This window comes from Rhodovibrio sodomensis (genome assembly GCF_016583645.1).
Classification (GTDB): domain Bacteria; phylum Pseudomonadota; class Alphaproteobacteria; order Kiloniellales; family Rhodovibrionaceae; genus Rhodovibrio; species Rhodovibrio sodomensis.
Window position 1 is genome coordinate 1 of record NZ_NRRL01000135.1, and the last position, 12,152, is coordinate 12,152.

General features: G+C 65.2%; 13 protein-coding genes and 1 pseudogene. 9 read left to right on the plus strand and 5 right to left on the minus strand.

From position 1 onward, the window contains the following. Positions 1-347 precede the first annotated feature (347 nt). Complete coding sequence (locus CKO28_RS24115) at positions 348-764, minus strand: flagellar assembly protein FliX (protein ID WP_200343446.1); 417 nt, start codon at positions 762-764, stop codon at positions 348-350. A 386-nt stretch (positions 765-1,150) separates the two neighbouring features. On the opposite strand from CKO28_RS24115, the gene CKO28_RS24120 reads away from it, so the two are divergent. The 6 genes from CKO28_RS24120 to fliW all read left to right on the plus strand — a co-directional run bounded on the left by CKO28_RS24120 (position 1,151) and on the right by fliW (position 6,565). After that, positions 1,151-2,287: a flagellar basal body P-ring protein FlgI gene (locus CKO28_RS24120; protein WP_200343447.1), complete on the plus strand. Its 1,137-nt coding sequence runs from the start codon at positions 1,151-1,153 to the stop codon at positions 2,285-2,287. Further along, entirely contained in the window at positions 2,287-2,637 is a 351-nt protein-coding gene (locus CKO28_RS24125; RefSeq protein WP_200343448.1) for a rod-binding protein, read from the plus strand. Before CKO28_RS24120 ends, CKO28_RS24125 begins: the two co-directional genes overlap by 1 nt. A gap of 2 nt (positions 2,638-2,639) precedes the next feature. Continuing rightward, a complete protein-coding gene (locus tag CKO28_RS24130) occupies positions 2,640-3,164 on the plus strand; it encodes a hypothetical protein (RefSeq protein WP_200343449.1) in 525 nt (174 codons plus the stop codon). 62 nt (positions 3,165-3,226) lie between these two features. Next, complete coding sequence (flgK, locus tag CKO28_RS24135) at positions 3,227-5,077, plus strand: flagellar hook-associated protein FlgK (protein ID WP_200343450.1); 1,851 nt, start codon at positions 3,227-3,229, stop codon at positions 5,075-5,077. Positions 5,078-5,088: 11 nt separating this feature from the next. After that, positions 5,089-6,027 carry a flagellin gene (locus CKO28_RS24140; RefSeq protein ID WP_200343451.1) on the plus strand — a complete coding sequence of 313 codons (939 nt, stop codon included), beginning with the start codon at positions 5,089-5,091 and terminating at the stop codon, positions 6,025-6,027. A 34-nt stretch (positions 6,028-6,061) separates the two neighbouring features. Further along, the gene (gene fliW, locus CKO28_RS24145; RefSeq protein ID WP_200343452.1) at positions 6,062-6,565 is read left to right on the plus strand and encodes a flagellar assembly protein FliW; all 504 of its coding nucleotides are present in this window, start codon (positions 6,062-6,064) and stop codon (positions 6,563-6,565) included. A gap of 153 nt (positions 6,566-6,718) precedes the next feature. On the opposite strand, the gene CKO28_RS24150 is transcribed toward fliW, so the two are convergent. Then, positions 6,719-8,353 (minus strand): methyltransferase domain-containing protein, encoded by a 1,635-nt coding sequence (locus tag CKO28_RS24150; protein ID WP_200343453.1) that lies wholly within the window; start codon positions 8,351-8,353, stop codon positions 6,719-6,721. Positions 8,354-8,369: 16 nt separating this feature from the next. Further along, complete coding sequence (locus CKO28_RS24155; protein ID WP_200343454.1) at positions 8,370-9,836, minus strand: tetratricopeptide repeat-containing sulfotransferase family protein; 1,467 nt, start codon at positions 9,834-9,836, stop codon at positions 8,370-8,372. Here CKO28_RS24155 and CKO28_RS24160 point away from each other — a divergent pair. After that, positions 9,835-9,987 carry a hypothetical protein gene (locus CKO28_RS24160; RefSeq protein WP_200343458.1) on the plus strand — a complete coding sequence of 51 codons (153 nt, stop codon included), beginning with the start codon at positions 9,835-9,837 and terminating at the stop codon, positions 9,985-9,987. The genes CKO28_RS24155 and CKO28_RS24160 overlap by 2 nt on opposite strands. Positions 9,988-10,029: 42 nt before the next feature. Here the strand turns inward: CKO28_RS24160 and CKO28_RS29475 are convergent. Beyond that, positions 10,030-10,395: pseudogene (locus CKO28_RS29475) on the minus strand (tetratricopeptide repeat protein); the annotation flags it as partial. Between the two features lie 30 nt (positions 10,396-10,425). Then, positions 10,426-10,725, minus strand: coding sequence for a hypothetical protein (locus CKO28_RS24170; protein WP_200343455.1), 300 nt, complete (start codon positions 10,723-10,725; stop codon positions 10,426-10,428). 236 nt (positions 10,726-10,961) lie between these two features. Between CKO28_RS24170 and CKO28_RS24175 the strand changes: the two genes are divergently transcribed. Together CKO28_RS24175 and CKO28_RS24180 are read left to right on the plus strand one after the other, a co-directional pair. Next, positions 10,962-11,807, plus strand: coding sequence for a flagellin (locus tag CKO28_RS24175; protein WP_200343456.1), 846 nt, complete (start codon positions 10,962-10,964; stop codon positions 11,805-11,807). 38 nt (positions 11,808-11,845) lie between these two features. After that, a partial coding sequence (locus CKO28_RS24180; RefSeq protein WP_200343457.1) for a transposase occupies positions 11,846-12,152 on the plus strand: 307 nt, incomplete at its 3' end.

Below are 12,152 nucleotides of genomic sequence, written 5' to 3' on the forward strand. Positions count from 1 at the left end.
TCGCGTTCGCACAGCAGGACCGCGACGAGCAAGGCGAGATTGCGTCGCTGCGTCACGCGCTGCTGCGGCAAACGCGCCGCAAGATCCGCCTCGACCGCCGCCGCTACCGTCTCCAACCCGCCCATCGCAGCCCCCTGAATGAAACGCCAGAACGCTAAGAATCACGTTCTGTTCGTACACACAAGAGAAACTGACCCATGTTGAGACACCGCCGCAAACGCCGGTATTGGCTTGAAATTGAAAGGTTTTGTGACAAAGCGTGGGGCCTGCCGGCGGCGTCGCGGCCCCGTGCTGCCCGACGGCCGGCCGCACGCCCGCACGGATGGCGCGCGTCACCCCGGCGAGGGCTAACGCCGTAACTTGGCGAGCTCGACGTGCGCGCGCAGCTCGATCTCGTCCAGGATCTCGTTCATCCCTGGATCGTCGATCTCGGCGCGTGCCTGGTCCACCTCGTCGGCCAGCCGGCGTACGGTATCTGGCGCCATCCGGCCCATCAGCAGACCATCGCGCAGGTCTTCCAGACGCGCCAGCAGGCTCTCCCCGCGCTGGCGGCCGCGCTCGCGTTCGCCGGTGGTGCCAGCCGGGATCTCCTGCAGGCTGAGAAGCGTGCCCGCGCCGGCGACGCCGGCGGCACGTCCGCCGTCGGCCGCGCTGGCCGGGGCGCTCTCGGCGCTTAGGCTGTCTCCGAACGTGCCCCCGTCCTGCGCCTTGTCCTTGCGGCGCAGCGGCGTGGCGGCGTGGAGGGACGACCGGTCGATCTTCATGGACACTCGCTGAAGGCCCCAAGGCTTAAGGCGTCGCCGGCCGGGACCGCGAACCGAAGCGACACGGGCCCGGATCGGACGGCGGCGCAGCGCGGAAGACTGCACCTTCCGCATGCACGCCTCAAGCTGCACCCGACGCGGTTAATGCGTGGTAAAGAGGCCTTGGTCAGGGCCGCCGGCCGGCAATCGCGGCCCGGCAAGTTTTGCCGTCACACCCCGCCGTTGCTCCCTTCCGCGTCGGCCGTTTGGGGCGCGGCCACGCCCGGGTCCGCCGCTTTTTAACCAAACGGCCAAGTTGGCACGCAACTGGCATAGGCAGGCGTGGCCCGACGTCTGGACCTCGGTCCGCCGTCGATTCCAAGAGCGAACCTTCAAGGACCTTGTCCATGCCGCGCCTGTCCCGTCCGATCCGCATCGCGCTCAGCGCCTGTGCCCTCGCCCTCGCCGGGCTGTGGTCGCATGGCGCCGAAGCGCAGACGCGCATCAAGGACATCACGCAAGTCGAGGGAATCCGCGACAACGTGCTGGTCGGCTACGGCCTGGTCGTGGGCCTTAACGGCACCGGCGACGACCTGGACGACAGCCCGTTCACCCGCGAAAGCCTGATCGGCATGCTGCAGCGCCTGGGCGTCAACGCGCGCACGGAAGATAATTCCCTGGAAACGGAGAACATCGCCGCGGTGATGGTCACCGCCGACCTGCCGCCGTTCGCCCGGCGCGGCTCACGGATCGACGTCTCGGTCTCCTCCCTCGGCACCGCCGAAAGCCTGCTGGGCGGCACCCTGCTGGTGACCCCGCTGCTGGGCGCCGACGGCGAGGTCTACGCGGTCTCGCAGGGACCGGTGAACGTCAACGGCTTCACCGTCGGCGGCGCCGCGCAGGAGATCACCAAGGGCGTGCCGACCTCCGGCCGGATCCCGAACGGCGCGATCATCGAGCGCGAAATCGACTTCCAGCTCGGCTCGCTCAGCACCGTCCACCTGCAACTGCGCAATCCCGACCTGACCACCGCCCGCCGGGTCGCGCGCGCGATCAACCAGTTCGTCGGGCAAAGCGCGGCGCGGTCGCTCGACCCCGCCACCGTGCGGATCGACGTGCCGGAGAACTACGGCGGCGACACGGTCGGCCTGCTGACCGACGTGGAGCAGCTGCCGATCTCCCCGGACCAGGTCGCCAAGGTGGTGATCGACGAGAGCTCCGGCGTGATCGTGATGGGCGCCAACGTCCGCATCTCCACCGTCGCGATCGCCCAGGGCAACCTGACGATCCGGGTCACCGAGACGCCGCAGGTCGCCCAGCCCGGCCCGTTCGCCCAGCAGGGCCGGACCGCCGTCGTCCCGCGCACCGAGATCGAGGTCGACGAGGAGAGCGAGAACCGGATGGCCGTACTGCCGGAGGGCGTGACCCTGCAGCAGCTGGTCGACGGGCTGAACGCGCTGGGCGTCGGGCCGCGCGACATGATCGCGATCCTGCACGCGATCAAGGCATCCGGTGCGCTGCAGGCCAAAATCGAGGTGCTGTGATGAGCCCGTTCACCAAGACCGGCATCGACCCCGCCCTGCTCGCCCAGCAGCTGGGCGCCGCCAGCACCGGCAAGGCGGCCGCGGCCGTCAAGCGCAGCGCCGCCGGCGGCATCGACGAGACCGCCGCGGCGAAGGCCGCGCAGGACTTCGAGGCGATGTTCATCGCCCAGATGCTGAAGCCGATCTTCCAGGGTCTGAGCACCGAGGGGATGTTCGGCGGCGGCAAGGGCGAGGAGATGTACCGCAGCCTGATGGTCGAGGAATACGGCAAGACGATCGCCAAGGCCGGCGGCGTCGGGATCGCCGATCAAGTCAAGGCCGAGATGCTGAAGCTTCAGGAGGTTAAGTAGCGATGTCCCGTGCCGCCCCCGAGATCCCGCTCGACGCGGCCATGCCGGAGACGCACGCGCCGGTCGTCGGTATCGACACGTCTGCGCCGGCGGCTGCCGGAGAGCCGGCCGAAGTGATCGACCTCCTGGAGACCACGCTCAGGTTGATCGACGTGCTGGAAGGCGAGATCGACATGCTGCGCGGCATGAACCCCGAGGAGATGCAGGCGCTGCAGCAGGACAAGATCGTGCTCGCCGCCGCCTACGAATCGCAGTTGAAGCGGCTGGCCGACCAGCCGGATCTGGCCGGGCCGCTGTCCGGCGAGCTGCGCGCGGAGCTGAAGCAAGCGACCGAGTACTTCCAGGAAGTGCTGGCCGCCAACGAACGCGCCCTGCGCGCCGCCAAGACGGCGACCAAGGGCGTTTTACAAACGGTCGTCGATACCGCCAACCGCCAGGATCCGCGCTTCAGCTACGACACCAAGGGGCAACCTTCCCGGCGCAACGCGCGCGCCCCGCATGCCGTTTCGGTGAACGAGCGTCTGTAGAAACGCGAGGGCGCTCGAACGACAAGGTCGCCAGGCTGGCGACCGTTTAAGGAGCAATCAGGATGTCCTTGTCAGGTTCGCTGTTCCACGGGATCTCCGGCCTGCAGACCGCGCAGCGCCAAATAGAAGTGACAAGCGGTAACGTCTCGAACGCGAACGTCGATGGGTATAGCCAGAAGACGGCGGCGGCGGTCACCCGCATGGTCGACGGTCAGAGTTCTGGTGTCGACATCGGTCCCATACGCCGAGAGGTTGACACCTATCTGGATAGCGAAGCCATGCGCGCGCGCACCGAGCTGGGCGCGCTCAACACCCGAAGCGAGTATCTGAACCGGTTCGGCAAGGTGTTCGGCACGCTCTCCAACGACAGCACGCTGGCCAACGGGCTTAATGCCCTCTCCTCCGCGCTGGAAGCGCTGTCGATCGAACCGGAAAGCGCCAGCGCGCGGCGGGATGTCGTCGAGGCTGCGGATGCGGTTGCACGGCAGTTTAACAGGATCTCGACCGAGACCACCGACCTACGCGTGGAGGCGAGCAACGAGATCGATCAAGGTGTGGCGACCATCAACGATGCGTTGGACAGCGTTGCGGAGTTGAACGATGAAATCTCGCGCGCCGAGGCGCTCGACCGCCCGACCGCCGACCTCCGGGACGAGCGCGACCGGCAGTTGGAGACGCTGAGCGAATGGATGGATATTAGTACTTTCAGCCGCGACAACGGCGCGATCGCGGTGATGGGCAAGATGGCCGATGGCTCGACCAAAATGCTGGTCGACAGCAGCGCGGTGCAATTCGACTTCACCAAAGCGAACGCTCTCGGGCCGATCGCGACCGCGAGCGACGGCGTGCCGACATTGGTTAACGCGGGAACGCCGGCCGCGGCCTCGGACCAGCTCGGCGCCACCACGGGTGGCCGACTGGGTGCCCTGCTGGACGTGCGCGACAACACGCTGACCGATTTCCACCGGGATATCGACCGCTTGGCGCAGACTGTGCGCGACCGCGTGAACGCCGCGCATAATCTCGGGACGGCCGGCAACGCTGCGACCGCAAGTTCGGAAACCATCACTGGCAGCCGCGCGTTCGGCGGCGCTGACGGTTTCCCAGACGGCATCACAAGCGTTTCCGGGACACTCACACTCTCCGAGGTGGATGGCGACGGCAACGTCACAGATACCTACAACATCGATATGGGCCTCGTTGATAGCGCGCTCCCCACCGGCGCGACGGTCAGCGACCTGCAGGATGCCCTGAACGCCGTGGCGACCTCCCTGCCGGGCGTTACCAACAACCCTTTCGATCTCACCGGCGGTACGGACGGTCGTCTTGTAATGAGTGCCCCTAACGGCTCCGACTTTACCGTGTCCGGCGGCAGCGCGACGGTCGAAGGGGCTGCCGGAGAGCGCAACTTCTCGCACTACTTCGGCCTGAACAACCTGTTCGAAACCTCCGGCACCACCCTGACGGGTGTGGCCGGCAACATTCGGGTCAACGCCGACATCAAAATGGACCCGGCCGAGTTATCTGCCGGTCGGGCGAGTACGACGGTCGATCAGCAGGCGGTCCCGGTCGGCGACGCGGGCGTCGCCCAGGCGATGGCGGCGGCATTCGAAGCGCGTGGCACGATCGCCGCCAGCGGCGGTAATTTGAAAGCCGTCGACACGACGATGAGCGGCTACGCCGCCGATATCCTGTCGTTCCAGGCGAGCGAAACCTCCCGCACCGACACCGCGCGCGACTTTCAACAGACGATGTACGACGAACTGAAGTTCCGTTCGGACTCCAAGAGCGGCGTCAACATCGATGAAGAACTGTCCAACATGCTGGTGTTCGAACAGGCCTACAACGCGTCTGCGCGGGTCATTTCGACCGTCCAAGAGATGTTCGACACGCTCGACCGGATGATCAACTAGGAACCAATGCCATGACCTCGATCGGCAGCTATGCGCAGAACCAGTTGGTACTCCGCAACAATCTTGACGCCCAGGAGCGGGTCCAGAACTACCGCATCCAGGTCTCCACCGGGTACAAGGCGCAGGGCTACGACGGCATCGCGGCCGACACGCGTCGTCTGGAGAGCCTCGAACAGCAGCATTCCGCCAACGCCGCGTTCACCAATAACATCGAACGCACGGAGCTGCGGCTCCAGACGATGGAGAGCTCGGTTCAGGGCCTGCAGGACATCGCGGTGAGTTTCCGGACCACTCTGCTAAGCGCAGCCAATGGCGAAAACCTGAAATCACTCGACCTCGGCAAGATTGCTGGGGATCTGCGCGAACAGGCCGTCGCTTTGGCCAATACCGAAGTGGAAGGTCGCCATCTCTTCTCCGGCAGCGCGACGCGCACCCCGCCGATCAGCAGCACTGCCACCGGCGGCACTGCCATCACGAATATCTCCGGTGTCGGCTCGGACGAGTTGTACTTCCACGGTAACAGCGACACGTTGTCGGTTCGCGCCAACAGTGGTGTGACCCTGGATTACGGCATCACGGCCGCGCCCGGCGAGAACAACGGTATCGAGGAATTGCTGACCGCGCTCACCGAGGTGATGGCATCACCCGATGATCTCAGCAGCGTCAACAACGCCATCGACGCCTTGAGCGGCGAGACAAACACGCCTGGCGGCGCCATCGCCAAGCTCGCCGATACGCGCGCCCAGATCGGCAGCTCACTCGACCTGATGGCGGGCATCCGCACGCGCCTGGAAGACAACCAAGTCAACGTCGAAAGCGGCATCTCGGATATCGAGGATGTCGACGTCAGCCGCGCGATGACCCTACTCGCCGAGCAGCAGACCACGCTCGAAACCTCTTACGCGGTGACCGCCCGGCTCGCCCGGACGTCGCTGCTGAACTTCCTGTAGCCCCCGGCTTTTCTGCCTGAAAAGGAGACGTCCAATGGCACCCAACGATACGCAGGTTTCGTTCGCCCTCGCCGAACCGCCCGTCGAAACTGCCCCCGCCCCGGCCGAGCAATTACGTACCCGCTTCGGCACGCTAACGATCAAGCCGGCGCACAAGCTGGAGATGCCGCGCGGCCCCTTCGGTTTCTCAGACTACACTCAGTTCGCCCTCGCCGATGTTCCGAACCAGCCGGCGAGCCAATTCCGGATCCTCCAATCGCTGGAAGATACGGAGGTGAGCTTTATCGTGCTGCCGACGGCGGCCGACAACGAATGGATCGGTACCGCGGACTTCGAAGCCGCCTGCGCAAGCTACTGTTTCGACCCGACCACGAGCGGCCTTTTACTGATCGCCACCATGCGGCGCGACACGAACGGCCAAGTCAAGGCCACGGTAAACCTCAAGGCGCCGATCGTTCTAGACACCGCGAACCAGCTGGCGCGCCAGGTCGTGTTCACTTCCGATGCCTACACGATCCGGCATCCGCTGGAGCTCTGACGCCCGCATCGGGCTTGGCCGCCGGCCGATCGCCAGGGGCCGGCGTCTGAAGTCCTTTTCTGAGGCATCGGGGAAGGCAGGAACGAGGAAGGGCCGCGACCAGGGTCGCGGCCCTTCCTCTATTCCGGCCCAGACATCGGAAGGAACGGGCGACTACGCCGGCGCCAATGCGCCGAGCCGCAGCAGGTTGGGCACCCGCACGCGCGCCATCGCGCTCAAACGCTGGCCGAGCTCATCGGCCGTCAACGCGGCGAGCGACCGCGGCTCGCCGTTCACCTTCAACTTGACCTGGCTATCGGCGAAGTGCGCTTGTGCGTAGGCGACCGCGCCGTCGTAACCGGCTTGTAGCCAGCCGTCCAGCAAGGCGGTCTCGATCAAATCCAGCGTCATCGCGGTACCGCCGACAGCGCGGGCAATCACCGGCATCCCGGCGCCGTCCGCGCGGGCACGCCCCAGCAACACCTGGTTCATCGGATTGGTCAGCTGCAGCCGCGCCGGGGCCTCAGGCAGCGGCGCGCCCGCATACCCGGGTTCGCACAGAAAATACTGGCCGCCCGCCTGCAGGCGGTGGCCGACCGCGATCAAGACATCATCGCTCAGCTCGCCATCCCGGTTCGCCGCCGCGAGCGTGGTCGCCCGGCCGTCGGCGGCGGCGATCACCCGGTCGTACCCCGCCCCTGACAGGGGCAGCTTACGCGGCCCCGGTAGCTGCAGCGGCTGCACCGGCGTACCGGACGGGGCCCGCGCCATTTGGCCCACCTCGCCAGTAAGGAAACTCCGGGCCGCCGCGCTGTCTGCGCTATTGCCGCCCGGCTTGACGAACAGGTCGCGGCGGTTGCGCTCGTTGCGCATGAAGTCCGACAGCAATTCCCGGGTCGGCCGGTCCTCCACGCCGCGCAGCAGCCTCGCCTGCTGCAAGGTGACGGTCAGGTCGGGGTCGTTGAACGCCATCGGCGTGCGCCCGGCGAAGCTGAGCCCGGCCTCCGCCATCTCGTCGCACATCTCGGTGACGTAGCGCGGCCGGAATCCGCTCGCCATCGCGTTATGGGCGAAGTGGTCGATCTTGGTAAGGTTGTTGTGCCAGGTGGTGACGTAGCCATTGGTCGCGCCCTTGGCGGTGGGGTGGCGGTCCAGGTAGGCCATGCCGCTTTTCGACAACTCCTCAAGCACGCGCAGGCCGCGCGTCGCGCGTTCGTGGCTGCCGCGCGCGTCCACTGGGACCACGGCCTGGATCAGCTGCCACATCGGCACCACGGCGATCATGCCGGGCATGGTCATGTACTCGACGTAGAACAAACCGCCGGGCCGTAGGATCCGGCCGACAAGCCGGTGCACCGCGGGCAGAATGTCTCGGTCCAGCCAGGAATAGATCCCGTTCATGCCGATGAAGTCGAACGGCGGCAGATCGGCGTCGTCCAGGTCGGCGAACGATCCCTGGATGAACCGCACGTTGGTCAGACCGGCAGCCTCGGCATCTGCCCGCGCCTGCTCGATGTGGCCCGGGTTGAAGTCGATGCCGACGAACTCCGCCTCCGGATATAGCGCGGCGAAGGCGTTCACCGTCGTGCCGTTGCCGCAGCCGAGGTCGCAATACCGGAACGCGCCGGTCGGCCGGGGCGGATTGACCCCGTTCAGCGCGGCCACGACGGCCATGGTCAGCGGCGCCTGCTGCTGCACCACGCCGGAGCGGAAGGGCACGTCGTCGGCGTAATATCCGGCCGGCAGCTGGCCGTCTTCGGGCCCGGAGGCCGCCTCGGCCGCCGGTTGCACCAGATCGGTGTCGGTCACTTGGTGATCCACGGACTTAATCCTCTACGATGTCGGGGCCGAGGGATTCGAGCAGCTCGTCGATGTAGCCCTCGTACATCTTCCATTTCTTGACCGAGCTGTTGTAGATCGGCTGGCGGACCTGCCAGACGCTCGCAGTCTTGACCGAGCGCTTCTGCTCGTTGAACGCGAGACACGCGTCGTCCCACTCCAGGCCGACGAAGTCGATCAGCTCGCGGCTGACCCGCTCCTGGTCGGCGACCAGGTCCTCGTAGCGCACCTCATACATCCGATCGCCCAGCACCGCGCGCCAGTGCGCCATCAGCCGGCGGTATTCGCGGTAATGATGGCCTAGATCCGCGAGGTTGGTGGAGTAGGTGTGCGGCATCGCGAAGTTCTGCTGGAAGCAGGACAGGCAATTGTCGACCGGATCGCGCTGGACGTGGATGATCGCTGCGTCCGGGAACATCGTCGCGATCAGGCCGACGTTCATGAAATTGTGCGGCATCTTGTCGGTGACCCGCAGCGCCTCCGCGTTCAGCTCGTCGATGTAATCCAGATACGCCTGGGCGAGCTGCGCGTAGGTGCCGTCTTCGACCACCTGGGTCCAGCCGGGAAAGCCGACCCTGTACCCGGCCTCGTTCACCTCGCGGGTCACCTGCCCGACCATCTCCGGCACCTTGGGCAGTTCCCCGGCGCCGAAGGCGAGCGGGTGGCTGGAGATGATCTGCTCGGTCAGGGTCGTGCCGGAGCGTGGCATGCCGACGATGAACACGGGCCGCCGGCTGTCGAGGCCGCGGTCGCGGCACTCCAGCCGCTCCTTGGTGAACAGCTGGATGTTGCGGCTGACCACGGCCTCCTGGTGCTTGCGGTCGTAGAGGTGGCCCTCGCTCTTCAGCGCGATCCGCCGGAAGTCGTTGCCGGCCTTGAGGAAAAAGATCGCGCGCTCAGGGGACTTCAGCTTGTGGAACAGCTCGCCCAGCGTATAGTAATATGCGGTGAGATCCCGCTGCGAGGTCGTCTCTTGCGCTTCCAGGCGCGCCAGCACGCCCGCGACATCATCGTCTTCCGAGATGTCTTTCTTGGACGCATACAGGCTGCTCAGCGCTCCACCCTTCTGCGGCGCCAGTTCGATCACCTTCTCGGCGTACTTGCGCGAGGCGTCGAAATCGCCGTTGGTCCGGGCGATCTGGGACAGCATGCCGTAGGCCGCCGGCAGGCCGGGCGCCATGCGAAGCGCCTCCCGGCACAGCCTTTCCGCGCCAGCGAGATCGTCTTCGTGGAACAGGACGCTCGCCAGATCAACCTTCAGGCCAGGCGCTTGCGGGGCGATCTCCAGGGCGCGTTCGATATAGTCCCGCGCGGCCTGCCGCTGGTAACGGCTGAGCGCGATCGACCCCTTCTGGCTGAGCGCCGGGACATGATTTTCGTCCTGCGCCAGAACCATGTCGAAGAACTGCTCGGCGTCTTTCGGCCGGTTGGCCTGCATCAACGCGAGCCCCATGCCGAACAGGCTCTGGACCTCTTCGTCGTCGAACTGGAGCGCGCGCGAACACGCCGACCGCCTGGCTGCCCCGGCTCTGGGCGACCAGCCACTGCCCGACCGTGCGCAGCATCTCGCACTCGTCGAAGCCCTGGGCCGCGGCTTCGTGTAGCGCCTGGACCGCGTTGGCCAGTTCGCCGCTGCGCGCCAGGGCAAAGCTGTAGGACATCCAGGTGTCCCGGTGCACGGGGCGCATCTGCAGGGACTTCCGATAGCTCGCCGCGGCCGCCGCGTAGGCCCCCTGGTCGCTGAACACGTTGCCCAGATTGCGGTACAACACGGCCGAAGCCGGTACCGCCTCCAACGCGTCCTCCAGCACCCTCTGTGCCTCGTGGATGCGCTGCTGCGCGCGCAGGGCGATCGCCAGGTTACCGTAGAGATCTGGATCGTTTGGATTCAGCGCACAAGCCTGGCGGAGCAGCCGCTCCGCCTCCTCGTGCTGGCCGGTGCGATGAGCCAGGACCCCTGACAGTTTGTAGACATCGGCGTTCTTCGGCAGCTGCTGGTGCAGATAACGCAACTGTCCCTTTGTGCGCTGAATCTCGGCCAGCTAGAGCTCCGGCTTCTCGATCATCACCTTGGCGGTGCGCAGATCGTATGCAAGGCTCCGCTGCTTTTCAGCCGTCCATGGGGCGGTGAGCATCGGTTCGATCCCGATGCTGGAGCCCAGGAGTTCTTGTTTGCGCGCCATACCGATCCCTTGATCTGAAGCGATAAAGTCCATCCTAGGATCGAGAGGATGGCTGACATTGGTAAACGCCCGGTTAGCGCAACATGCTGCGAATGCCCACAAGGTATGGATGGGAATGCCGGTGCCGGCAGAAAGTGCCCGGTCGGCAATCTTTGCCATATAGGTGGCCAGCGTTGCCGGTCACAGCGCACCCTGGTCCGGCCGTTCGACATACCGCCGACAGGAGTGCCGCACCCCGTTTTCCGGGACTTCTCCAGGGTTTCAACGAAAACGGACGACGGCTGCGGCAAGCTGGCACGGCTATTGCTCATTGCTCGCAAGGCCGATGCTCGGCTCGCGAACGCAGGACGCTGTTCGCTTCGACCACGCCATTGTCCAAGTAGGGAGACATCAAAATGGCCCTTAGCATTATCTCCAACCAGGCTGCCAGCATCGCCACGCGCTCGCTGGGCCAGGCCAACGACGCGGCAACGGCGACGGCCGAGAAGCTGTCCTCGGGTAAGCGCATCAATAGCGCGAAGGACGACGCTGCCGGTTCTGCGATTGCCGCCCGCCTGTCTGCCGAAGTCGCTGGGCTGCAACAGGCTGGCGTCAACGCGGGCCAAGCATCCTCAATGCTACAGATCGCCGACGGCGCCTCGCAGAATGTCGAGGATATTCTTATTCGGGCCAAAAGCCTGTCTGTCCAAGCAGGTTCTGAGCAGATCTCGGATGTAGAGAGGAATTTCCTTGACCAGGAATTTCAAGCTCTGAAGGACGAGATCGACCGGATCGCTGCCGACACTGAGTTCAACGGCACCAAACTCGTCAATGGCGATATCGAAGAGGCCGGTGCGGTGATTATGGGGTCGGGCGGTGTGACTGGAGTGGTCGCTCAAGGCGTTACGTTTTCCGGGACTACCACAAACAATAACCTTGACTTGACCGTTACGAATATCGGCACCGGGGCCTTAGCTGCGTCTGGCGATACGGCCCAAGCCATGGTCATGGGCACGTTTGCTGGCGTCAACACATTCAGCGGCGCGACTACGACGTTCATGGGCACCGTTACGGCAACGGTCGTCGTAGATGCCGCAAATATGGTAATGCTTCAGTCCGGTCAAACCGTGACTTTGGCCGCAACCGGCCAGCTGGGTATGGGTACTCTGCAGGCCATGCTGGACACCGGGGCGTTTAGCTTGGGTACAAGCACCTCTAAGAGTCTGGCCGGAAAAGAATTGGGTGATCTCAGTGGGTTGTGATTCATTGAGTTGTGGACGCAACTCAGTGGAGACACAACATGTGGACCAAGATCACCCGACCGAAGTATGACCGCCGTGGTTTGCGCTATGCAAGCGATATGACCGACCCTGAATGGGCGTTCGTCGAACTGCAGCTTCCGCCGCGCAAGCGTTTGGGATGCCCGCCGAAGACGGATCGTCGGGAGGTCGTGAACGCCCTGCTGTACATGGCAACCACCGGCTGCCAATGGCGGATGCTGCCGAAGGACTTTCCGCCGCGCTCGACCGTTCAGGACTATTTCTACTCTTGGGCGCGTAGCGGGGTGCTCGATCAGATCAATCACGTGCTCGTCATGGCTGCGCGGG

Coding starts and splice junctions, on each gene's coding strand:
- CKO28_RS24115 (WP_200343446.1), bottom strand. CDS start 764: ATGAAGATCGACCGGTCGTCCCTCCACGCCGCCACGCCGCTGCGCCGC.
- CKO28_RS24120 (WP_200343447.1), top strand. CDS start 1,151: ATGCCGCGCCTGTCCCGTCCGATCCGCATCGCGCTCAGCGCCTGTGCC.
- CKO28_RS24125 (WP_200343448.1), top strand. CDS start 2,287: ATGAGCCCGTTCACCAAGACCGGCATCGACCCCGCCCTGCTCGCCCAG.
- CKO28_RS24130 (WP_200343449.1), top strand. CDS start 2,640: ATGTCCCGTGCCGCCCCCGAGATCCCGCTCGACGCGGCCATGCCGGAG.
- flgK (WP_200343450.1), top strand. CDS start 3,227: ATGTCCTTGTCAGGTTCGCTGTTCCACGGGATCTCCGGCCTGCAGACC.
- CKO28_RS24140 (WP_200343451.1), top strand. CDS start 5,089: ATGACCTCGATCGGCAGCTATGCGCAGAACCAGTTGGTACTCCGCAAC.
- fliW (WP_200343452.1), top strand. CDS start 6,062: ATGGCACCCAACGATACGCAGGTTTCGTTCGCCCTCGCCGAACCGCCC.
- CKO28_RS24160 (WP_200343458.1), top strand. CDS start 9,835: ATGCCGAACAGGCTCTGGACCTCTTCGTCGTCGAACTGGAGCGCGCGC.
- CKO28_RS24155 (WP_200343454.1), bottom strand. CDS start 9,836: ATGGGGCTCGCGTTGATGCAGGCCAACCGGCCGAAAGACGCCGAGCAG.
- CKO28_RS24170 (WP_200343455.1), bottom strand. CDS start 10,725: ATGGCAAAGATTGCCGACCGGGCACTTTCTGCCGGCACCGGCATTCCC.
- CKO28_RS24175 (WP_200343456.1), top strand. CDS start 10,962: ATGGCCCTTAGCATTATCTCCAACCAGGCTGCCAGCATCGCCACGCGC.